This is a genomic window from Neotabrizicola paludis, from assembly GCF_044142105.1.
In the GTDB taxonomy this organism is placed as follows: domain Bacteria; phylum Pseudomonadota; class Alphaproteobacteria; order Rhodobacterales; family Rhodobacteraceae; genus Pseudogemmobacter.
The window spans coordinates 209,662-231,858 of the sequence record NZ_JBGTYM010000006.1 but is presented as its reverse complement, the minus strand read 5'-3'; the positions used below and the strand labels follow the sequence as shown (position 1 = coordinate 231,858).

Here is a 22,197-nt window from a genome sequence, read left to right as displayed (position 1 = left end):
CGCCGTTCCGGCGGCCTATTCGCCATTCCTCTCCTTCCCACCGCGCTGCGGGAGACCAAACACATGACTGCAACCGTCCCACCCGGCAGCACCGGCGCGCAGGAGCGCGCCAGTTTCTGGGGAAGGCTCGCCGGATCCGGCCTCTATCGCGCCCTCTCCGGCCTCGTTCTCGCCTCGCCCCGGCGCCAGTTCCTGGTGCTCTTGGCGATCCCGCTGGTCTGGGTGTTCGTCACCCACCTCGGCCCGATCCTTCAGATGCTGAACGTCAGCCTGCTGACGAACTATCCGCCCAGCCCGGACAAGCCGCCCAGCTATACGCTGGACAATTACGCCAGCTTCTTCAGCGACAGCATCTTCATCACTCCCTTCATCCGCACGCTGATCTTCTCGACCGTGCTGACGCTGGTGACGCTGATCATCATCTATCCGGTCGCCTATTTCCTGGCCCGCCACGTTCCGCGCGAAAGCCAGATGAAGTTCCTCATGCTGCTGCTGATCCCGTTCTGGGTGGGCGAGGTGGTGCGGATCTTCGCCATGATGATCCTTCTGGGCAACAACGGCGCCATCAACCTGATGCTGAAGGCCATCGGCCTGATCGATCGGCCGATCCCCTTCATGTATACCGGCTTCTCGCTTTCGACCGGCATCATCTACCTGACCGCGCTCTACATGCTGATGCCGATCTATTCCGCACTGGAGAAGATCCCGCGGAATTATGGCGAGGCGGCAGCCGATCTGGGCGCCGGCCCCTGGACCCGGTTCTGGCGCATCACCCTGCCGCTGTCGCTGGAGGGGATCGCGGCAGGCTGCACGCTGGTCTTCCTGATCGCGACCGGCATGTATGCCACGCCCGTGCTGCTGGGCGGTCCCTCGACCACGCTCTTCTCTGAAGTCATCGCCGGCTTCTTCCACGTCGCAGGCGACAAATGGCCCGTGGGTGCCGCCTTCTCCTGCCTCATGCTCCTGACCGCGCTGGCGCTGTCGGGGGGCTTCAACAAACTGATGTCGCATCTGGCCCGGAGGGTGAAGCAATGACCCGCAACACCCGCATCCTGATGCAATGCATCTACTGGGCCTTCGTGCTGTACCTGCTGATCCCGCTGGTGCTGATGATGCTGATGGGTTTCAAGGATTCGAAGTTCATCGGCTTCCCCATCACCTCCTGGACGCTGGACTGGTACAAGGGCGTCATCGGCAATTCCGAGGTCGTGCGCGCCTTCGGCTATTCCACCCTGATCTCGGTCGTCTCGACCTTGATGGCGCTGTTCATGGGCACCTGGATCTCGGTCGCGCTGACCGGCCGCAGCTTCTGGGGCCGGGCGCTGATTCTGGGCCTCACGCTCTTGCCCGCGGTCATCCCCGGCGTCATCTCGGCCATTGCCTTCCGCATCGCGGCCCGGGTGGTGGGGATGGAGACCGGGATGTGGGCGATCATCTGGTCCCATGCCATTCACAACGTGCCCTTCGTGGTGCTCGTGGTCATGGCGCGCCTGTCCACCTTGCCCAAAAGCTATGGCGAGGCGGCGCGCGATCTTGGGGCCGATCCGATCATCGCCTTCTTCCGCGTTACGCTGCCCTATCTGACCCCGGCCCTGATCGGCGGCGGCGTGTTCTGCATGCTCCTCAGCTTCGACGATTTCGTGCGCTCCTTCTTCCTCGGCAGCTACGAGCCGACCCTGCCGGTCTTGATCTTCACCAAGCTCCGCTCGGGCATGTCGCCCGAAATCAATGCCATTTCCACCGTTGTTCTGGTGCTGACCGCGATCCTGGGCCTCTGGGCCGAGCGGTCCATGCGCAAGATGTCCAAAGGGACCGCCAATGACTGACGCCGCCCCCATCGCCCGCATCGAGGGCATCACCAAACGCTTTGGCAGCTTCACCGCGCTGCACGAGATGAACCTGTCCATCGCCAGTGGCGAGTTCGTGACCTTCCTTGGCCCCTCTGGCTGCGGCAAGTCCACCACGCTGCGGATCATGGGCGGGTTCGAGCAGCCCGACACCGGCCGCGTCCTGCTGAACGGCCAGGACGTGACCCAGCTGCCGCCCAACCGGCGCAACGTGAACATGGTGTTCCAGGACTACGCCCTGTTCCCGAACATGACCGCGCGCCGCAACATCGCCTTCGGGCTTGAACTGAAGGGACTTGGCCCGTCGGCGATCAAGGCGCGGGTCGAAGAACTGGCGGGCTTCCTGGAACTGGACAGCTATCTGGACCGCCGCCCCGACCAGCTATCGGGCGGCCAGCGCCAGCGGGTGGCCCTTGCCCGGGCGCTCGCGCCAGATCCGGCGCTTCTCTTGCTGGACGAACCGCTGGGCGCGCTGGACGCGAAGCTGCGCGGCCAGGTCCAGGTCGAACTGAAGGCGATCCAGCGCCGTACCAACAAGACCTTCTTCTTCGTCACCCATGACCAGGAAGAGGCGCTGACGATGTCCGACCGCATCATCGTGATGAACAAGGGAAGGATCGAGCAGGACGGCACGCCGGAAGACCTGTACTTCCGCCCGCAAAGCCGCTTCGTGGCCGAGTTCATTGGCGAGACCAACATCCTGGAGGGCGTGGCAGGGGCTAGCCTGGACGGGGCACAGCGCTTCGTCTGGCATGGCCACTCGCTGGTCGCGCAGGGCCGCAAGGTGGCAGACGGCAGCAAGGTCGCCGCCTCGCTGCGGCCCGAGCGGCTGACCCTCTCTACCGAGCGGCCTCAGCGCGACAATGTGCTGGAGGGGCGCATCAGCAGCCGCCTGTTCAAGGGCGACCGGGTGCGGCTGAGCATAGCGGTGGCGGGGACAGACGGCGGGGCGCATCTCGAAGCCTCGGTCGGCACCGATCTGGCGGCCACGCTGGGCGACCGCCCGGTCTGGATCGGCTTTGATGCGGCCAGCCTGACGCTGCTGGCGGACTGAGCCCGAACACGCTGCAGGGACCGGGGCCGGGATCCGTGCCGCCCCGGACCCGGCGCTTGATCCGGGAGAGGGCGCGGCGCGGCCCTCGACCCTTCGCGCAAAAAGGTTGACATGGAACAGATCACCAACCGCCGCGTGCTTGGGATCGCTCTGCCGATCCTGGTCTCGAACGCCACGATCCCGCTTCTGGGGCTGGTGGACACCGCGGTCATCGGCCAGCTGGGACAGGCCGCCCCCATCGGGGCGGTGGGCGTCGGCGGGGTGATCCTCGCGTCGGTCTACATGCTCTTCACCTTTCTGCGCATGGCCACCTCGGGCCTGACCGCCCAGGCCCACGGCCGCCGCGACCCGAAGGAGGTGGCGCTGGTCCTGCATCGTGCGCTGCTGCTGGCGGCGGCTTGCGGCGCGGGGTTCATCCTGTGTCACGTGCCGCTCGTCTCGGGCGCATTCTGGTTCTCGCCCGCCTCGGACGAGGTGGAAGAACTGGCGCGCAGTTATGTCACCATCCGCGTCTGGGGCGCGCCCGCCACCATCGCGCTTTACGCTATGACCGGTTGGCTGATCGCGCTGGAGCGGGCACGGGCGGTGCTGCTGCTGCAGCTGTTCATCAACATCGTGAACATCGCGCTGGATCTGATCTTCGTCATCGGCCTTGGCTTCGGCGTGGCGGGCGTCGCCACCGCCACGCTGATCGGCGAATGGGCTGGCTTCGCCATGGCGCTGTATCTGTGCCGCGACGCCTTCCTGCCCGCCGTCCGCTCGAGCTGGCAACAGCTTTCCGACCGGGTGGCCCTGCGTCAGACCATGTCGATGAACGCCGATCTGGTGCTGCGCTCGGTTCTTCTGCAGTTCAGCTACACCTCCTTCGTCTTCCTCTCGGCCGGTCAGGGCGATGTCGGCCTTGCCGCCAATCAGGTGCTGCTGCAATTCCTGCACCTCTTTTCCTACATGCTCGACGCCTTCGCCTTTTCGGCCGAAGCGCTGGTGGGCCAGGCCGTTGGCGCCAGGGCAGTGGCGCCGCTGCGCCGGGCCACGCGGCTTTCGGGGCAATGGGCACTTGGCGGCAGTCTGCTGCTGACCCTGGTCACGGTGCTGGGCGGCCCCAGCCTGATCGCGCTGATGACCTCCGCCCCCGAAGTCCAGGCCGAAGCCGCCCGCTACCTGCCCTGGCTCTGGCTGCTGCCGCTGGCCAGTTTCGGCAGCTATATCTTCGACGGCGTGTTCATCGGGGCAACGATGGCACGGCAGATGCGCAACGTCATGTTCGTCTCGATCCTGCTCTATATCGCCACGCTGCTGATCGCCCTGCCGTTTCTGGACAATCACGCGCTTTGGCTGGCGCTTCTGGTGCTGAACATCGCCCGCACCCTGCTGATGGCGCGGGCCTATCCCCTGGTCGAGGCCAAGGCGGCACCGCTGTCGTGATCGGCCGCAAGGCAGCGGTTCCGGCTTGCCGCCGCAAAGCCGCTGCCCTTAGAACTTGAAGCGTATCAAGTGCGTTACAGATCGGTAGGCAAGAAATGACCGTTCGCTCCGATATCCACGATCGTCTGGCCGCCTCGCTGCGCGAGGCCCGCCGCGCCAAAGGGCTCAGCCTCGACGCCGTGGCCCGGCTCTCCGGGGTCAGCCGGTCCATGGTCAGCCAGATCGAACGCGCCGAATCCAGCCCCACCGTCGCCACGCTGTGGAACCTGACCCAGGCACTGCAGGTTGATTTCGCCGGCCTGCTGGAGCCGCGCCCGGACCTGTCGATCGAGGTGGTCCGCGCCCAGTCCGCGCCGGTCATCGCCGGGCGCAGCGAGGGTGTGCTGATCCGCATTCTTTCGCCCGCCGATGCCGTAGGCAGCCATGAGGTCTATGACCTGCGCTTCCAGCCCGGCTCGAAGCTGCCCAGCGACCCGCATGGCCCGGGCTGCCGCGAGCATCTGACCGTGCTGGAGGGCGAGGTCACGGTGACATCGGGCGAAGACCGGCAGCATCTGGGACTGGGTGACACAGCCCGCTATTTCGCAGACCGCCCTCACCAGATTGCGGCAGGCGAACAGGGGGCGCGGGCGATCTTGATCGTGCAGAACAGCTGATTGCCCTTGAAGGGACCCCGGCCAGCGCGATCTTGCTTGTCGGCTGCGCTTCTGGTCGGACCGAGTCGGCCGCCTCTTTGCCGCCGCGATCAGGCGTTGCCGGGTCGGCCTGAGGCGGAATTGCCATTGATGGCGACGGCACTGAAGCGGCACGTCCGGCCCGAGGCCATCGTCACGGACCGGCTGCGACCCTACAGAGCTATCCTACGGGACCTTGGCCGCGACGATGCGAGACGGGGGCAATGGCTCAGCAATCACGCCGAAAACTCGCCCTTGCCATGTTGCCGAGGAGGGCGGGGCATGCCGCGGTTCCGGCGCATCTGAACGTTGCAGAAATTCGCCTCATTGCATGCCGCGGTCCATAACCGCTTGCCGACGGAGCTCCACCTCCAAGATCGCAACGCCGACAACCAGACCCGCGCCGCCGTGCTCTCCGACTGGCGCGACCTTCTCGATGTGTGTGATCTAAGTAGGGTAGGGGGATTGGAGACTGGTCCGCATTCTTCTGATGGCACCCTGAGCGGTGGTCGCAGGAAGCACCCGATCGCTCAGCAGTCGTGATCCTCGGGACCACGGCCATCGCGCGCTGAATGTGGGCGGGCGGACCTATCCCGGCACAGCCACGGGCGCGTCGAAAGTGCGATAGAGTTGGCCCCAGCCGGGATCGCGGAGATGGTCCTTCAGCCCGGCGCGGGTGACCAGCTCGCGGGCGATGCGGTTGCCTTCTGCCAGGGCGGCGGCTTCATCGACCGAGGTGATGCGGCGGTCATCCATCACGATCCGCCCGTCGACCATCACCGTCTGCACATCACTGCCCACCGCCTGCGCGATCAGCCGATGCACCGGCTGCCAATCCGGCGTCCAATGCGGGCTTCGCATGTCCAGCACCACGAGATCGGCCTTCTTGCCCACTTCCAGCGAGCCGATCTCATGATCCAGCCCCAGAACCCGCGCGGCGTCGATGGTGATCATCTCCAGCACCTTGCCGGGCGGGAAGAAGTAGCGGTCATGGCCGCGCAGCACGTGCTGGACGGATTGGAAAAGGCGCGCAGTCTGCAGAAGGTCGAAATGGCGATTTGGCGCCGTCCCGTCAGTGGTGACGGCCAGTGGAATGCCGCGCGCCATCATCTCGACCACCGGCGTGTTGCGGCCGGGGGGGGCGTGGGTCACCGGCGTGCCGGTTTCGGCCAGGATGTCGATCTCGGCCGGGGAAATGCCCCAGCAGTGCTGGATATGGATGTCCGGCCCGAGCAGCGCGTTTTCCTTGTCCTGCGCGGCAAGGCGGACATGGCCGGCGAAGGCATCTGAGTGCAGCCGAATGCCGTATTTCCGCGCCAGCTCCCGCACGGCGCGGGCATGATCGCGGTCGTCCTGCGTCAGACGCACCGCCTGATCGGGGGTCGAGATGTTCGAGGTCTCGATCGAGGGCACGATGGTGAAGGGCGTGAGGTAGACCTTGATCCGCCCCTCGGCCGTGCCGTCCAGCGTCTGGATCGTGGCCTCGGCGCCTTCCATCATCTCCGCGAAACTGATGCTGCGGCGGACGGGTCTCCCGGTTTCCCACCTGGTGGCGTCCCTGGGCCAGGGCAGACCGGCGGGGCCGGTGCACAGGATGTTGCGCAGGCCCAGCGTCTTATAGGCACTTGCATGCGCCGCGGCGAATTCCGGGTCGTCCGAGCGCGGCATGGAGGAAATGATGCTCGCCCCGGTCGTCACCCCCGCCCGCAGGCGTTCGAGGCCGGAGACGAGGCCCTCCGCCGCCCAGAATTCCCGCGTGGTCTGGTGCCAGTAGGTGGGCGTGACGATCTTCATCCACAGCGGACTGGTGTCCGCGCCGATGCCCCGGATCAGGCAATGCCCGGCATGGCCATGGGCGTCGATCAGGCCGGGGATCAACAGCTTGCCCCGGCAGTCGATCACCTTCTCGCCCGGTTCGGGGCGCAGGCCGGGGTCGATCGCTGTGATGCGGTCCCCCTGAACCCGCAGCGCGCAATCCTCCAGCACCCGGCGCGCGGGGTCCAGCGTGACGATGGTGGCATGGGTGAAGAGCGTCGCCATGGGCAGGGCCTTTCAGCGGAGGGGGAAAGAGGGGCGGAACAGCTGCTCCACCGGCGGATGGCTGAAGCTGCGGTCGGGGTATTTGGCGATCAGCCCGTCGAATTGCGCCTGAGCGCGGACGCGGGCTTGCGCCATGTCGAAGCCCGCCACGCGGCCCCTATACATCGACAGGCGACCATCGACAAAGACCGCCTCGGTGACCTTGCCGTTGCCGCCCAGAGCCAGCGTGGTGATTGGGTCGACCGTGGGCGTCATATGCGGATCGTCCAGCCGGAACACGGCAATATCTGCCAGCGCCCCCGGCGACAGTCGCCCCAGATCGGGGCGGTGCAGCGCCCGAGCGCCGCCAAGGGTGGCGGCTTCGAAGAAATCGGCGCTGAAGGCGGCGTCGGACCGGCCTTCGGCAATGCGGCAGGCCGAAAGGCCCATCAGCATGTTCATCCACATGTCGGGCGGTGCGGTATCCGTTGCCATGCCGATGTTCACGCCCCGCGCGCGGATGGCGGCGAAGGAGTTCAGCACCGATCCCATCCGGGCCGAGACCAGCGGCGAATGGGCCAGCGTCACGCCATGTTCGGCGTAAAGCCCGATGTCGCTTGCGGTCGCATGGGTGCCATGCGGCGCGATCAGTCGGTGGTTGAAGGCGCCCAGACCCACCAGCCACTCGGCGGCGGTACGGCCATGCAGGCGCTGCATCATCTGCAACTCCAGCTTGCCCTGCGCCATGTGCAGCCGCACCGGCACGTCCAGATTCTCCGCCGCCGCCATGGTCGCGCGCATCAGGGCGGCAGTGTTGGTCTCGACCCGGTCGGGAGCAAGCAACCCGTTCACCAGCCCGCCGCCATCTCCGGCGCGACGGCGAATGAATTCGATGGCATCGCCAAGACCCTGGAACCCCCGCGCCTCGTCAAACTGCATCTGGAAGGCGCCAGAACCATCCACATAGGTTCCACCCGAGCGATAGGCCGGGCCGAGGAAGACGCGCAGGCCCAGATCCTTGGCCGCATCGGCGGCGGCGTCGAATTCCTCCACCGTCTCGGCCCATTCCCGATAGTAGAGCGAGGCGATCGGCAGCGCGGTGGTGATGCCGTTCAGCAGCAGCGTGGCGAACGCGTAGCGCTTCTGGAAGGCCAGTTCCTCGGGCGCATACATTTCATACGGGCCGCGCCGCAGATAGGTCTCGGGCAGGGTGCGGCCACGGGACCAGCCGGGCTGGTTGTCCAGGACCAGCGTGTAGGTGTCCAGATCGGACAGCGCGTCGAGGTCGATCAGGCCGGGGCTGATCAGCGCCGCGCCGAAGTCCAGCCTGCGGGCGACCTCGCCGGGAAACTTCGGCCCGGCATAGAGGACGCGCTGCCCTTCGATTACCAGTTCGCCGTTGCGGTGGAAGACATGGCTGAAGCCGTCATGGGCCAGCAGCCAGTCGGCGGTCAGGAGGCTGCGGCCCCGGGGTCGGACGCCCAGGGGCGGCATGGCATGGGACGTGGGCATGGAATCTGTATGTCGCAAAAAAGAGCCGCCCTTCCCCGAGAACTGGGAAAGGGCGGCAGGGGGAGATTATTGGCCGACCACGGTGAACCAGTGGCGGGCCTTGTTGTCGGCACGCAGGTCGATGCTTTCGATCTTGGGCGAGGTGGCCCAGGCGATCGGCTGCTGGTGCAGCGGGATCAGCAGAACCTCGTCCTTGGCGATCTTCAGGGCGTCAGCCTCGAACTTCAGGCGTTCCGCCGGATCGGTGGCCGCCGCAGCCTGCTTCACCAGATCGTCCAGCGCAGGGACCGACCAGCCGCCATAGTTGGACACGCCATAGCTGCCTTCCTTCGTCGCCAGCACTTGCGACAACAGCGAGAAGGCGTCCAGCGTCGGCTCATTCGCCCAGCTGACGTTGAAGACCTCGGTCTCGCCCTTCGACCGCTTCGGCGATTGCACGGCGCGCGGCCCCATGTCGATCGTGGGGGCAAAGCCCGCACGGGTCAGCATATTGGCGATGCCCTGGCACCAGTCTTCCTCGTTGATGCTTTCGTCGTTCATGCAGGTGTAGGTGAAGGCGGTGCCCAGGGCGCCCGCTTCCTCAAGCAGGGCCTTGGCCTTTTCCGGGTCTGCCGGCGCGTAGGTGTCCAGCTCCGGCGCGTAACCGGCGATATCCGGGGCGATCAGCGAACCCGAGGGACGCGCGAGGCCACGCATGATTCGCGCATTGATCAGGTCGCGGTCGATGGCGAGTTCAAACGCTTGCCGGACCTTCAGATCGTTGAACGGGTTAGGCGCGCCCGCGGGCAGGGTCTCGCGCCGGTTGAAGGCGACAAAGACGGTGCGCAGCTCGGTCAGGCTGATGACCTTGATGCTGGGGTCGGCCTTCAGACGCTCCAGATCCTGGATCGGGGCTGAATCGATGATGTCGACCTCGCCCGACAGCAGCGCCGCAATGCGAGTGGCCGCCGAGGTGATCGGGATGAATTCCAGCCGGTCAATGTTATGCTTCTTCTCATCCCACCAGCCATCGTTGACCAGCAGCACGGTCATCGAATCCGGCGCACGGCTTTCCAGCTTGAACGGGCCGGTGCCATTGGTGTGCGAGGTGGCATAGCCTTCCGAACCCGCCGCATAGTCGGTGGGCTTTTCGGTGTTGTTGTCCTTCAGCCAGTCCTGATCGAAGACGAAGATATTGGTGATGTCGTTCAGGAACAGGGACGAGGGCGTCGTCACGTCGATCTCGACCGTATAGTCGTCAATCTTCCGGATGTCCTTGAACAGCGGCATGTTGCCTTTGAGGGGCGAGGCCGGATCGGCCGCCCGTTTGAACGAGGCCACCACGTCATCGGCGGTGAAATCGGCGCCGTTGTGGAATTTCACGCCCTCGCGCAGCTTGAAGCGCCAGAATTTGCCGTCCACCAGCTCCCATTCCGTCGCCAGCGCCGGCTCCAGCCCGAAGGTCTTGTCATAGCGGACAAGGCCTTCGTAGATATGGTTCAGGAAGGCGAGATTGGCGGTCGAGGGGATCGAATTCGGATCCAGCGAATAGATATCGGCGCGCGAAGCCCATTTGACGGTTTCCGCCTGAAGCGCAGTCGTGCTGACGGTCACGGCCAGCGCCGCAACCAGAGACTTGAAAATGGACATCGTCCTCTCCTGTGGTTTTCCGTGGGTTCTCTTGGCCCCGAGCCTGACGGCTCGGAGCGGCTTCATGCGAAATGGCAGGCCACGCGGGCTCCATCCGGTTTGCTCAAGAGCTCGGGCCGTTCGCCCTTGCAGCGATCCGTCGCCAGCGGGCAGCGGGTGTGGAAGGTGCAGCCCGAAGGCGGGTTGAGGGGGCTTGGTACCTCGCCCGCCGCGATCTCGCGGTCGCGCTGCGGATCGGCGACGTTGGGGATCGTTTGCAGCAGCAGCTGGGTGTAGGGATGCTTGGGATCGGCGAACAGCGTCTCGGTCGCGGCCTCTTCGACGATGCGGCCCAGATACATGACCGCGATCCGGTCTGACATGTGGCGCACGACCGAAAGGTCATGGCTGATGAACAGATAGGTCAGCCCCAGCTCATCCTGCAACCGCCGCATCAGGTTCAAGATCTGCGCCTGAACCGACACGTCGAGGGCCGAGGTCGGCTCGTCACAGACCAGGAACTCGGGTTCCGAAGCCAACGCCCGGGCGATGGAGATGCGCTGCCGCTGCCCGCCGGAAAACTCATGCGGGAACTTGTCGCCATCGGCGGCATTCAGGCCCACGATGCCCAGCAACTCGGCCACGCGGTCCATCACTTCGGCCTCGGTCGCGCGCAGTTTCAGCTCGCGCAGCGGTTCCGCGATGATGTTCTTCACCCGCCAGCGCGGGTTCAGCGAGGCATAGGGATCCTGGAAGATCATCTGCGCCGACAAGGGCTTGCCGGATTTGCCAGGGGCGAAACGAATCTGCCCGCTGCTCGGCGCGTAGATCCCCGTCACCAGTCGCGCCACAGTGGACTTGCCGCAACCGGACTCGCCGACCAAGCTCAGGCAACCGCCCATCGGCACGGTGAAGGAAACGTCATTCACCGCATGCAGCGCCTTGCGCTTTTCACGATAGATCACCCGGTTCAGGAACGGGGGCGAAACGTCGAAAATCCGGTCGAGTTCGGTGACTTCCAGCGCGGCGGGCCGATCAACCGCAGGGGCGGAGGTTGGATTGGGTTGCGCGATCATGCGACACCTCCGTCATGCAGCCAGCAGGCTGCGGCGCCTGCGCCAGTGGGGACCAGTGCCGGGCGCTCGCGCCTGCAGCGCGGTCCGGCCATCGGACAGCGCGGGTTGAAGGTGCAGCCTTCGGGAATGGCGTTCAGCCGGGGCATGGCACCGTCGATCTGGTGCAGGTGCTGCACCCGCGCCCCCAAGGCGGGGATCGAGGCCATCAGGCCCTTGGTATAGGGATGTGACGGGGTCTTCAGGACGGTTTCCACCGGCCCGATCTCGATCAGGCGTCCGGCATACATCACCGCCACCCGGTCGGCGGTTTCGGCGATGACGCCCATGTCATGGGTGACCAGCAGCACCGCCGTGCCATGCTCCTTGCACAGCCGGCGCAGCAGCCCGGTGATCTGCGCCTGGATCGACACGTCCAGCGCGGTCGTCGGTTCATCTGCGATGATCAGCTTCGGATTGGCCGAAAGCGCCAGCGCGATCACCACCCGTTGCCGCATCCCGCCGGAAAACTGGTGCGGGTAATGGTCGATCCGCTCGCTGGGCGCGGGGATGCCGACCTCCTTCAAGAGCCCAATCGCCCGCTCCCGCGCGGCGGCTTTGCTCATGCCCGGCATGTGCTGGCGGATCGTCTCGACCAGTTGTCCGCCCACGGTGAAGAGCGGGTTCAGCGAGGTCAGCGGGTCCTGGAAGATCGCCCCGATCTCGCGCCCCCGGATCTGCTCCATCGCCCGGTCGGACAGGTTGTCGATCCGCCGCCCGGACAGCAGGACCTCACCCCCCGCGATGCGGCCAGGGCGTTCCAGCAGGCCCTGGATGGCAAGGCCGGTCATGGATTTCCCCGCGCCGGATTCGCCCACCATGCCCAGGATCTCTCCGGGTCGGATCTCCAGTGAGATGTCGTTCAGCGCGGTCAGGGTGCCGTGACGGTTGGGAAATTCCACCGTCAGGTTGCGCACCTCGAGACAGGTATCAGTCGCAACAGCGTCAAGCATTCCGGGCCTCCCTGATGGGGTAGCTGGGGGGGAAGATCTCTTCGACCGTCGGATGGCCCCAGGTGCGGGCCGGATATTGCGCGATCAGCCGGTCGAACTGCGCCTGCGCCTGTGCGCGGGCGGCCCGCATGTCGATGCCCGCCACTTCGCCAAAGCGCATGGAGAGGCGGCCATCGACGAAGACCGCTTGGGTGACCTTGCCCGAGCCGCCGGTGACAAGCGTGGTGATCGGGTCGATGGAGGGCGCCATGGAAACGTCATCCAGCCCGAAAACCGCGATATCGGCGCGGGCACCGGGGGCGAGGCGGCCCAGATCGCTGCGGCCAAGGGCCTTGGCACCGCCAAGGGTGGCCGCATCGAACAGGTCGCGGGTCAGAAGGCGGTCGGGCGCGCCGTCATTCATCCGTCCCGTGATCAGGCCCGCCAGCAGATTCATCAGCATGTCGGGCGGCGTGGTGTCGGTGCCCATGGCGATGTTCACGCCCATGTCCCGGATTTTGGAGAATGAGTTCAGGCTGCTGCCGCCACGTCCCGAGACAAGCGGGCAATGGACGATGGAGACGCCGCGTTCGGCGTAAAGCTTCTGGTCTTCCTCGGTCGCATTGGTGGCATGGGGTGCGATCAGCCGCTCGGAGAGCAGGCCTTCCTGCGCCAGCCATGCGGGAGCGGTGGACCCATGAAGCTTGCGGACCGTCTCCACCTCCATCACGCCCTGCGCCATGTGCAGGCGGACTTTTACCCCGAGATCTTCGGCCCGGGCGAAGGTCTCGCGGAGGAGAACGGCGGTGCAGGTCTCCACCCGGTCCGGCGCCAGCAGACCCTGCACCAACCCCTCATGCCGCCCCGCCTGGCGGGCGATGTACTCGGCGGCCTCGGCCAGACCTTTCAGCCCCCGCGCCTCATCGAAATGCGGACGCATGTCGCCGGGGGCGTGCAGGACCATGCCGCCAGCGCGATAGGCGGGCGAGAGGAAGACCCTCAGGCCAAGATCGCCTGCGGCATCGGCGGCGGCGTCGAATTCGGCGGTGGTCTCGCCCCATTCCCGGTAGAACAGCGAAGCGATGGGCGCGGCGGTGGTGATGCCGTTCAACAGCAGCTGACCAAAGGCGAAACGCTTCTGGAAGGCCAGTTCCTCGGGAGAATACATCTCATAGGGGCCGTTCTCGACATAGGAGAGCGGCCAGACCCGGCCCTTCTTCCAGGCCGGGAAATGGTCGATCCCGAGGATGGTGGTGTCGAGGTCGGACAGGGCATCGAGGTCGATCATGCCGGGAGAGATCAGCGCAGCGCCGAAGTCGAGGCGGCGGGCGACCTCTCCGGGGAAGGCGTGGCCGGTGAAGACCACCTCGCCGCCTTCCATGACCACCTCGCCGCGGCGGAGGAGAGCATGACCGTCCCCCTCATGCGCCAGAACCCAATCGGCGGTCAGAAGCGTGCGGCCTTCGGGGCGTTTGCCGAGGGGCAGAGCTGCAAGGGCCTGTTGCGCGGAGGCGGTCATGGCATGTCCACGATGCATTGGCCGTTGCGGGCGATCACTTTCCCGCCCTTCACCACCAAGGGCGGGAGGGAAGGTTGGACGACGGCATGGCCGATGGTTTCGCCCTGCAGCAGAGTGAAATCGGCGCTATCGCCCGGGGCCACGCCATAGCCTTGCAGGCCCATCAGATCGGCCCCGCCCTGGCTGACGATTTCCAGCATGTGGCGCAGGTCGTGGTCCGACCGGACGCCGTTCTTCATCCCGATGATCCGCGCGCGGTCCATCATGTCGGGCAGGCCCCATGGACCCCAGGTGTCGCGGATGCCGTCGCAGCCCGCGCCGACACGCACCCCCGCCTCGCGCAGCCGCTTCACGGAAGGCACTGTGGCCGAGGGCGCGCCGGTGGTGGCGATGCCGATGTCGAGTTCGGCGATCTCCTCGATCAGCTTGCCCACGCGGAGATGGTCGTTCATGCCCAAGGCGAAGGCATGGCTGATGACGAATTTGCCTTGCATCCCGTTGGCGCGGACCCGTTCGAAGATCAACTCCATGGTGAAGGCGCCGAGTTCGCCCGCCTCATGCAGGTGGATGTCGATCGGCGCGCCGTGCTTCACGGCCAAAACGAAGATGGCGTCGAGTTGGCCCTTGGGGTCGCGGTCGATGCCGCAGGGGTCGATGCCGCCCAGAACCTCGCAGCCATTGGCGAGGGCGGCGTTCAGCAGCTCCAGCGTGCCGGGCATGACCATCAGCCCGGATTGGGGGAAGGCGACGATCTGGATGTCGATCACGCCGCGCAGCTTTTCGCGGGTTTCTTGCACGCCCTCGACCAGCTTCAGCCCATGGGTCGGGTCGATGTCCACGTGGCTGCGGATATGGGTTGCACCATGGGCGGCCAGCCCGATGGCATGGCGCATCGACTGGCGATGCGCGTCCATGCCCAGGGCAATGCGGTTCTCGCGCTCATAATCGATCCGCTCGCGCAGCACGGCGGCGCGGTTGTTCTCATGCCAGCCCATGCCCCAGGTGGTCTTGTCCAGATGGGTATGCGCGTCGATCAGGCCGGGCCAGAGAATGGCACCCTCTCCGTCTTCCTCCTTCACGCCATCGCTCGCAGGCACCGGGCCATAGGCAACGATCTTGCCGTCGCGGATCAGCACATCGGTCGCGGCCTCGCCCAGCGGTCGGATGTTCCGCAGGATCAGGTTGCTCATGGTCTTACCTCAGCTTCGGATTGAGGGCATCGCGCAGCCAATCGCCCAAGAGGTTCACCGAGATGACCAGAAGCGACAGCTGCACCACGGGGAAGATCACCATCCACCACAGGCCCGAGAACAGATATTGGTTGCCGATGCGGATCAGCGTGCCCAGCGAGGGCTGGCCGGGGGGCATCCCGATCCCGAGGAAGGACAGGGTCGCCTCGGTCAGGATCGCCATGCCGAAGGACAGGGTGGCAGCGACCAGGACCGGCGTCAGGGTGTTGGGCAGGATGTGGCGGAACATGATCCGGCGCTTCGGCACGTTCAGCAGCCGCGCCGCCATGACATATTCCTTGCCGCGTTCGACAATCGTCTGGGCGCGGACGGTGCGGGCATATTGCACCCAGCCCGACAGGGTGATCGCCAGCACCAGCACGGCGGAGGCGCCGATCTCTCGCAACCCCGGCGGCAGCATCTGGCGCACCACGGCCGAGACGAGGATGGCGATCAGGATCGTCGGGATCGACAGCACCACATCGCCCACGCGCATCAGCACATTGTCCGCGATGCCGCCGAAATAACCGGCGACCAAACCCAAGGACAGGCCGATGGCCAGCGACAGCACGACCGAGGCGAAGCCGATCAGGACCGAGATGCGGGTGCCGTAGAGCAGGACCGACAGCATGTCGCGCCCCTGCGTGTCGGTGCCCAGAAGGAATGGCCACTCGCCGCCCTCCTGCCACAAGGGCGGCAGCTCGGATTTCCACATGTCCAGCTGGGCCGCATCATAGGGGTTCTGCGGCGCGATCAGCGGGGCCAGGAAGGCGGTGCCGATCAGCACGATCAGCAGCACGGCAGCGATCCGGGCGCTCCAGCTGTGGGTGAAGCTGTACCACAGGTCGCTTTGCCGGAACCGGGCCAGGCGCGAGGGACGGGTGGGAGCGGGTGTCGAGGTCATGGTCAGGCCCCTATTTCGCGGTGCGAAGACGGGGGTCGATCACCGCATAGGCGATATCGACCATCGTGTTCAGGAAGACGAAGATGAAGGCGACGATGCAGAGATAGGCCGCCATCACCGGGATATCGATAAAGGTCACCGCCTGGATGAACAGCATCCCCATGCCCGGCCATTGGAACACCGTCTCGGTGATCAGCGCGAAGGCGATCAGCGTGCCGATGTTCATCGCGGTCAGCGTCACCACCGGCATCAGGCAGTTCCGCAGGGCGTGGCGGAAGTAGATCTTGTAGCGGCTGATGCCCCTTGCCCGGGCGAATTTCACGTAGTCCGACCGCATGACCTCCAGCATCTCGGCACGGACCAGCCGCATGATCAGCGTGATCTGGTAGAGCGAGAGCGAGATCGAAGGCAGCACGAGCGCCACCAGACCCGACTGGGTGAGGAAGCCGGTGGACCAGAAGCCCAGTTCCACCACATCGCCGCGCCCGAAGGCCGGCAGCCAGCCCAGGGTGACCGAGAAGACCAGGATCAGAAGGATGCCCACGACGAAGCTGGGCAAGGACACCCCGATGATCGAGCCGAACTGCAGGATCTCGGAATACCATTTGCCGCGCTTGATCGCGGTCAGCACTCCCAGAGGCAGGCCGATCAGCAGTGACAGCAGGGTGGCGACGATCACCAATTCCATCGTGGCGGGGAAACGGTCGGCGATCAGCCCAAGGACATTCTGCCCGTTGCGATAGGAGATGCCGAATTCGCCCCGCGCAGCCGAGGTGACGAAGCGGACATACTGGACGAGGAAGCTGTCGTTCAGGCCAAGCTTCTCGCGCAGCAACGCGCGGTCGGCTTCGGTCGTCTGTTCGGTCGACATCATGTCGACCGGATCGCCCGCCAGGCGGAAAATCAGAAATGCCAGGAAGGCCACGGCGAGCATGACGAAGATCGCGTTGGCAAGCTTCTTGATGATGAAGACCAGCATCGGTTCAGCCTTCGCGCTGCGCGGCGGGCCGGGAGGTCGGCCGCATCATGGTGATCTTGGCGTCCCGCTGGATCATGACATCTCCCCCTGCCGCTGCATGTCGGGTGCAGCATTTTTGTTACCCTAGAACTGCTGCGGTATGTGTCAACTATTTTGTCGACAATTTCGGCGACAAATATCGACCTGCCGATGTTCAGTCGGCTATGCCTGCGCCCTCATCGCCCGGCAAACGGTCGGAAGCTCAGACCTTTATCCGCGGACGGGCATAGGCGTTCGCCTTGGATGTCTGCAATCCGCTGCCCACCAGCGCTTCGGCCTGCTTCACCGCCACGACCACTCCGTCGATCACCACGACCCCGGTGGCGCGCGAGAGTGATTCGGTCATCTCGGACATTCCTGCGCAGCCCAGCAACACCGCCTCGGCGCCATCCTCGTCCCGCGCACGGGCGATCTCGCCCGCCAGCAGGCTGAAGGCGTGCTGGGAGTCGCTCTCGATCGACAGCACCGGCAGGTCGATGCAGCGCACCTTGCGGCAATGGTGGCTGGCGCCGTAGCGCAGCACCAGATCCTCGATCGCGGGGACCGAGCGGGGCAACGTCGTGACGATGGAAAAGCGCTTCGACAGCACCATCGCCGCCTGGATTCCGGCCTGACAGATGCCGATCACCGGCCCAGTGGCCACCTCGCGCGCGGCATCCAGTCCCGGGTCGTCGAAGCAGGCGATCACAGTGGCCTGCGCCCCCGCCGCCTCGGCCTCGCGGATCTGTTCCAGCATGGACGGCACGGACATTGCCTCATCCGCAAAGCCCTCGATGCTGCGAGGTGACAGGCCGCGACCGGTGGCGGAGCGGATCTCGGTCCCCTGCGCGGCCACCCGGCGCGCGGTGAGCGCCGCCATGTCGGTCATCGACTCGGTTGCATTGGGGTTTATGACGAAAACCTGCATCTCAGCGCCCCCTTCCGGCCAGAACATCGCTCAGAGGCGGCGCTTTCAGCACGAATTGCTGGTCTGAGACGATATAATTGTCGGCATGCAGACGGGCGATGGGCTGATAAACCTCGGGGTCCACATACCGCCCCTGCGCATCCAGGCAGTCGCGCCGAACATGCATATGCACCACCTCGCCCAGCACCAGAACGCGCTTGGGATATTCGATCAGCCGCTCCACCCGGCATTCCATCGCGCAGGGGCTGGCCGGGATCCAGGAGGCGCCGATCTGCGCGCCCGGCGCCACCGATTCACCCGCAAGAGCCAGCTCATCCACATCGCTTTCCACCCCCAGCCCGCAGATCAGCATGGTGCGGGACAGGGCCATATCCACCATGTTCACCGTGAACTCTCCGGTCCGGCGGATGTTTGCGACCGTATCCTTCTCGCGCCCGTCCGCCCGCGGCTGGATGCCCAGCACGACGATGGCCGGATCATGCGAGAAGACGTTGAAGAAACTCATCGGCGCGCCGTTGTCACGACTATCCTCTGAGCGCGTGGTGACCAGCGCGATGGGCCGGGGCCCGACGAAGTTCGTCAGCAGCCGATAGCGATCCATCGGGTCCATCCGGGTGAAGTCGAAGTCCATGCTTCCCGCTCCTTCGTTGCGCGTCGCAAATAACTAATGCCGACACTATTGTCGACAATAATGACAGCATTTTTGCTGGACCAGAAGTGAAAAACATGGCTAGTTGGCCTACAAGACATCTTTTTTCAGGATCATCATGGGCGCGCAGACGGCCGACCAGATTGCCGAGCTGATTTGGCTTTCCATTGCCGAACGTCGGCTGCGCCCCGGGATGCGGCTGAAGGAAACCGAGCTGGCCGAAGTGTTCAAGGTCAGCCGGGCCCGGGTCCGGCAGGTGTTGGCCATGCTGGAACGCGAGGGGCTGGTCACCATTGAGGTGAACAAGGGCGCTTTCGTCTCCGAGCCCTCGGTGGAGGATTCGAAGGACATCTTCCATGTGCGCCGCACGGTCGAACACCGCGTGCTGGAGCGGCTGGTCGGACGGCTGGACAAGAAGAAGCTGGATACCATCCGCCGCCATGTCGAGCAGGAGCGCCTCGCCAATGCCGAGAACGACCAGCGCCAGATCATCCGGCTGTCGGGCGGCTTTCACCAGATGCTGGCCGACATGTCGGAGGCGGAGTTCCTTGGCGGGCTGATGCGCGATCTGATCAGCCGCAGCTCGCTGATCACCGCCGCCTTCCGCGATTCCGCGAAATATAATTGCGGCCCTGACGAGCATGAAGAGATCCTGTCCCATCTTCGCAATGGAGATCTTGAGAAGGCCCAGGCGGCGATGGCGCATCATCTGGAACATGTGGAGAAAGAGCTGCGCCTGGCCGGAGAGCGGGAAACGGTCCGTAGCCTGAAGGATCTTCTGGGCGAGCTGTGATCGTACTGACGCGCTTGCCCGTCACTGATTGTCAGTGGAAGTTTGGACCGCCGCCATCACTTCCAGACCCCGGCCTTGCGGCGGTCCCAAACGTTCGGGAGGTGCTGCGCTCTCTGCGATTGTCGGCGGCCGCCTCCGCAGCGCGCAACGGCATAAACCCGTGCTCTCTCCATCAGTGCGCCAGATCAGGGGTTCCTCTGTAATTTGGGACGCCTTGCCGCCTGACCTTGGCGCGTCAAAGGTGCAGGTGCTCTGGCATGTGATCATTCCCAATTCGCTGCCCGACATCTTCACAGGCCTGCGCGTTGCGCTTGGTGTCTGCTGGGGCACGGTGGTCGCGGCAGAACTGGTCGCGGCAGCAAAGGGAGCAGGGATGATGGTTCTTGGCGCCTCCAAGGTCCAGCTGACCGACATCTTGGTCACGCGCATCATCCTGATTGGTGCGATCGGCTATGGCATCGATATCCTGATGCGGCTGGCCGAGAGAAGACTCGTGCCGTGGCGCGGTCGGGGTTGAGCATTTGAATCTCATCCCGGCAGGCAGATGCTGCCGAAGGTCGCCCGAACCAGCCTAGGGCGAGGCAAGACGCTGGGCTGGCGAGCCGCCGACGGGCGTCCGCTGCCCATCAAAAAGCGGCCCCCGTGCGAGGGGCACACGGGGGCCGGGGCGGGGTCTTGCCGGATGCAGGGGGCGAACCCGGCAGGACAACACAAATGGGGGACAGGCCCGCCCGACCCTTGCAGCCATAGCGGCAACAAGATTCAGCCATATGACAGGGCGTCTTTGCGCCGTTATCGTACGGCCTGGCGCAGACCGCTGCGCAGGCGGCGCAGGACAAGGCTGTGCAGGGCAGAGGTCAGGGCCGCGGTCAGCGCGGCCAGCGTGCCGACAAAGCCCACGACCAGGGCCGCCGCCTCGTCCGACCAGCGCAGCGCCGCCCGCATGAAGCGGCTCTTGCCAAGAAGTTCCAGCGTGCCCAGAGTGCGCGACCCCAGCGTTTCGGCCGCATCGGCCAGATGGCGGGCATCGTCCGGCCCGTCGACATAACGCAACAGATGCAGCGTCCGCGTGCCGCCCAGCGTGTCGCTCATCCGGCCCAGGTCGGTCGCGACCGAGGCGACCGGCGCGATGACCTCGGGCACGAGGATCCGCGCGGGATCGGCCAGAGTGTCCAGCCGCGCCGCCTCGTCCCAGCGGATACCCGTGCGGGCGGCATCTGCGATCAGGCCCAGAAGACGCGGCGGCAGCAGGCTCATCTTGCGGGCCATGCGCAAGAGGCTCGTCCCGGCTTTCAGAGTATAGGAAGTGCCGCCCGTCGCCACCACCGCCACCGTGGCGCCAAGCCCGATGGCCGAAAGTGCGAAGTCCAGTTGATCGACCTCGCCCCCGGTCGCGGCGGCATAGCCCGCCTTGCCCAGGCCGATCACGTCGCCGACCGGCGTCAGCGCCACCGGCATATTGCACATCATGGCCTGCGACAGCGAGCAGGCGGCGGCATCGACCATGCAGGACATGCAGGCCCCGGCAACGGTGACAAAGCCGCTGTCCTCGTTCCACTGCGCCGCGCGCCGCGCCGCCAGGTCGGGGGGAAGGGCGATGCCGCGCGCGGCGGCCACCTCTTCGACCGCCTGAATGGCAATCCAGTTGCGGGGCGGGGCATCCAGCAAAGCCGTGATCCGTTCGGCCACCGCCTGCGGCGTCGCAGCTTGGGCCAGCTCGCTTTCCAGCGCTGCGGCAAATTCGGCGGCCCCCCGATCAATCAGCGGGCGCAGCAGGGGGTCATGCGCGATGCGCACCACCGACCAGGCGCCGGTGACCAGCGACATGACCAGAAGGGCCGCAAGGCCCGCTCGGGCGATCCGCCGGACCGCCCGCCGCATCCTCAGCCCCGCCCGCGCGAGCGGATCATGCCGGTGATGTCATAGACCCGATCAAGGATCGGCTGCGCGATGGCCGCGGCGCGGTCGGCGCCCTGGCCCAGGATGCGGTCGATCTCGGCCGGGTCCTTCAGAAGACGGTTCATCTCGGTCGTGATCGGCGCGAGTTTCGCCACAGCCAGCTCGGCCAGCTTGGGTTTGAAGCTGCCGAATTGGGCACCAGCATTCTCGGCCACGACCGCGGCCGCCGACAGCCCCGACAGACCCGCATAGATATTGACCAGATTGCGCGCCTCGGGCCGGTCCTTGAGCCCCTCCAGCGTCTCCGGCAGGGGCTCGGGGTCGGTCTTGGCCTTGCGGATCTTGGCGGCAATCGTATCGGCATCGTCGGTCAGGTTGATGCGGCTTTGGTCTGACGGATCGGATTTCGACATCTTCTTGGTGCCATCGCGCAGGCTCATCACCCGCGTCGCCGCGCCTTCGATGACGGGTTCGGTGATCGGAAAGAAATCGACGCCATAGTCATTGTTGAACTTGATCGCGATGTCGCGGGTCAGTTCCAGATGCTGCTTCTGATCCTCGCCCACCGGCACCATCGTGGCGTGATAGACCAGAATATCCGCCGCCATCAGCGCCGGATAGGCGAACAGGCCCAGCGAGGCGGCCTCCGCATTCTTGCCCGCCGTCTTGTCCTTCCATTGCGTCATCCGGCCCATCCAGCCCATGCGGGCGATGCAGCTGAAGATCCAGCCCAGTTCGGCATGGGCCGAAACCTGCGACTGGTTGAACAGGATCGAGCGCGCGGGGTCGATCCCCGCTGCGATAAAGGCCGCAGCCCCCTCGCGCGTCTGCTGACGCAGCTTCTCCGGCTCCTGCCAGACGGTGATCGCGTGCATATCGACCAGGCAGTAGATCGTCTCGATCCCCTCATCCTGCTTTTCGACGAACCGCTTCAGCGCGCCCAGGTAATTGCCCAGCGTCAGCCCGCCCGAGGGCTGGATGCCCGAGAAGATGCGCGGCTTGAAGGTGGAGGTCATGGCGGGCTCCGTCAGAGATGCAGCGGGATTGCCGACTGGAATGTCTGGCGCGACGTGGGTAGATGATGGGGCGCGGGGCG

General features: G+C 65.6%; 19 protein-coding genes and 1 pseudogene. 7 read left to right on the top strand and 13 right to left on the bottom strand.

What is annotated here, in order from left to right; translation table 11 throughout:
• Positions 1 to 63: 63 nt before the first annotated feature.
• The 5 genes from ACED67_RS14515 (at position 64) to ACED67_RS14495 (ending at position 4,982) form a co-directional block, all read left to right on the top strand.
• On the top strand, positions 64 to 1,035 hold the full coding sequence (locus tag ACED67_RS14515) for an ABC transporter permease (RefSeq protein ID WP_395542422.1): 972 nt from the start codon (positions 64 to 66) through the stop codon (positions 1,033 to 1,035).
• Positions 1,032 to 1,826, top strand: coding sequence for an ABC transporter permease (locus ACED67_RS14510; protein ID WP_395542420.1), 795 nt, complete (start codon positions 1,032 to 1,034; stop codon positions 1,824 to 1,826). The genes ACED67_RS14515 and ACED67_RS14510 overlap by 4 nt, the downstream gene beginning before the upstream one ends.
• Entirely contained in the window at positions 1,819 to 2,901 is a 1,083-nt protein-coding gene (locus ACED67_RS14505) for an ABC transporter ATP-binding protein (RefSeq protein ID WP_395542418.1), read from the top strand. Before ACED67_RS14510 ends, ACED67_RS14505 begins: the two co-directional genes overlap by 8 nt.
• Positions 2,902 to 3,012: 111 nt before the next feature.
• Positions 3,013 to 4,326: an MATE family efflux transporter gene (locus ACED67_RS14500; RefSeq protein WP_395542417.1), complete on the top strand. Its 1,314-nt coding sequence runs from the start codon at positions 3,013 to 3,015 to the stop codon at positions 4,324 to 4,326.
• Positions 4,327 to 4,421: 95 nt separating this feature from the next.
• Positions 4,422 to 4,982, top strand: coding sequence for a helix-turn-helix domain-containing protein (locus tag ACED67_RS14495; protein ID WP_395542415.1), 561 nt, complete (start codon positions 4,422 to 4,424; stop codon positions 4,980 to 4,982).
• A 606-nt stretch (positions 4,983 to 5,588) separates the two neighbouring features.
• Here ACED67_RS14495 and ACED67_RS14490 read toward each other — a convergent pair.
• The 11 genes from ACED67_RS14490 to ACED67_RS14440 form a co-directional block, all read right to left on the bottom strand.
• Positions 5,589 to 7,040 (bottom strand): amidohydrolase family protein, encoded by a 1,452-nt coding sequence (locus ACED67_RS14490; RefSeq protein WP_395542414.1) that lies wholly within the window; start codon positions 7,038 to 7,040, stop codon positions 5,589 to 5,591.
• 12 nt (positions 7,041 to 7,052) lie between these two features.
• Positions 7,053 to 8,531 carry an amidohydrolase family protein gene (locus ACED67_RS14485; protein WP_395542412.1) on the bottom strand — a complete coding sequence of 493 codons (1,479 nt, stop codon included), beginning with the start codon at positions 8,529 to 8,531 and terminating at the stop codon, positions 7,053 to 7,055.
• Positions 8,532 to 8,597: 66 nt separating this feature from the next.
• Positions 8,598 to 10,160 carry an ABC transporter substrate-binding protein gene (locus tag ACED67_RS14480; RefSeq protein ID WP_395542410.1) on the bottom strand — a complete coding sequence of 521 codons (1,563 nt, stop codon included), beginning with the start codon at positions 10,158 to 10,160 and terminating at the stop codon, positions 8,598 to 8,600.
• Positions 10,161 to 10,222: 62 nt separating this feature from the next.
• Entirely contained in the window at positions 10,223 to 11,215 is a 993-nt protein-coding gene (locus ACED67_RS14475) for an ABC transporter ATP-binding protein (RefSeq protein WP_395542408.1), read from the bottom strand.
• The gene (locus ACED67_RS14470; protein ID WP_395542407.1) at positions 11,212 to 12,204 is read right to left on the bottom strand and encodes an ABC transporter ATP-binding protein; all 993 of its coding nucleotides are present in this window, start codon (positions 12,202 to 12,204) and stop codon (positions 11,212 to 11,214) included. The genes ACED67_RS14475 and ACED67_RS14470 overlap by 4 nt, the downstream gene beginning before the upstream one ends.
• On the bottom strand, positions 12,197 to 13,702 hold the full coding sequence (locus tag ACED67_RS14465; RefSeq protein WP_395542405.1) for an amidohydrolase family protein: 1,506 nt from the start codon (positions 13,700 to 13,702) through the stop codon (positions 12,197 to 12,199). The genes ACED67_RS14470 and ACED67_RS14465 overlap by 8 nt, the downstream gene beginning before the upstream one ends.
• Positions 13,699 to 14,892 carry an amidohydrolase family protein gene (locus ACED67_RS14460; protein ID WP_395542403.1) on the bottom strand — a complete coding sequence of 398 codons (1,194 nt, stop codon included), beginning with the start codon at positions 14,890 to 14,892 and terminating at the stop codon, positions 13,699 to 13,701. The genes ACED67_RS14465 and ACED67_RS14460 overlap by 4 nt, the downstream gene beginning before the upstream one ends.
• Before the next feature lie 4 nt (positions 14,893 to 14,896).
• A complete protein-coding gene (locus tag ACED67_RS14455; protein ID WP_395542401.1) occupies positions 14,897 to 15,835 on the bottom strand; it encodes an ABC transporter permease in 939 nt (312 codons plus the stop codon).
• 10 nt (positions 15,836 to 15,845) lie between these two features.
• Positions 15,846 to 16,814, bottom strand: a complete 969-nt coding sequence (locus ACED67_RS14450; RefSeq protein WP_395542399.1) for an ABC transporter permease — start codon at positions 16,812 to 16,814, stop codon at positions 15,846 to 15,848.
• A gap of 241 nt (positions 16,815 to 17,055) precedes the next feature.
• On the bottom strand, positions 17,056 to 17,760 hold the full coding sequence (locus tag ACED67_RS14445; RefSeq protein WP_395542398.1) for an aspartate/glutamate racemase family protein: 705 nt from the start codon (positions 17,758 to 17,760) through the stop codon (positions 17,056 to 17,058).
• A gap of 1 nt (position 17,761) precedes the next feature.
• Positions 17,762 to 18,391 carry a flavin reductase family protein gene (locus ACED67_RS14440; protein WP_395542396.1) on the bottom strand — a complete coding sequence of 210 codons (630 nt, stop codon included), beginning with the start codon at positions 18,389 to 18,391 and terminating at the stop codon, positions 17,762 to 17,764.
• 136 nt (positions 18,392 to 18,527) lie between these two features.
• Between ACED67_RS14440 and ACED67_RS14435 the strand changes: the two genes are divergently transcribed.
• Both ACED67_RS14435 and ACED67_RS14430 read left to right on the top strand, forming a co-directional pair.
• The gene (locus tag ACED67_RS14435; RefSeq protein ID WP_395542395.1) at positions 18,528 to 19,202 is read left to right on the top strand and encodes a GntR family transcriptional regulator; all 675 of its coding nucleotides are present in this window, start codon (positions 18,528 to 18,530) and stop codon (positions 19,200 to 19,202) included.
• A gap of 226 nt (positions 19,203 to 19,428) precedes the next feature.
• Positions 19,429 to 19,719: pseudogene (locus ACED67_RS14430) on the top strand (ABC transporter permease subunit); the annotation flags it as partial.
• 275 nt (positions 19,720 to 19,994) lie between these two features.
• Here ACED67_RS14430 and ACED67_RS14425 read toward each other — a convergent pair.
• The gene (locus ACED67_RS14425) at positions 19,995 to 21,083 is read right to left on the bottom strand and encodes a hypothetical protein (RefSeq protein ID WP_395542393.1); all 1,089 of its coding nucleotides are present in this window, start codon (positions 21,081 to 21,083) and stop codon (positions 19,995 to 19,997) included.
• Between the two features lie 2 nt (positions 21,084 to 21,085).
• On the bottom strand, positions 21,086 to 22,117 hold the full coding sequence (trpS, locus tag ACED67_RS14420) for a tryptophan--tRNA ligase (protein ID WP_395542392.1): 1,032 nt from the start codon (positions 22,115 to 22,117) through the stop codon (positions 21,086 to 21,088).
• Positions 22,118 to 22,197 lie beyond the last annotated feature (80 nt).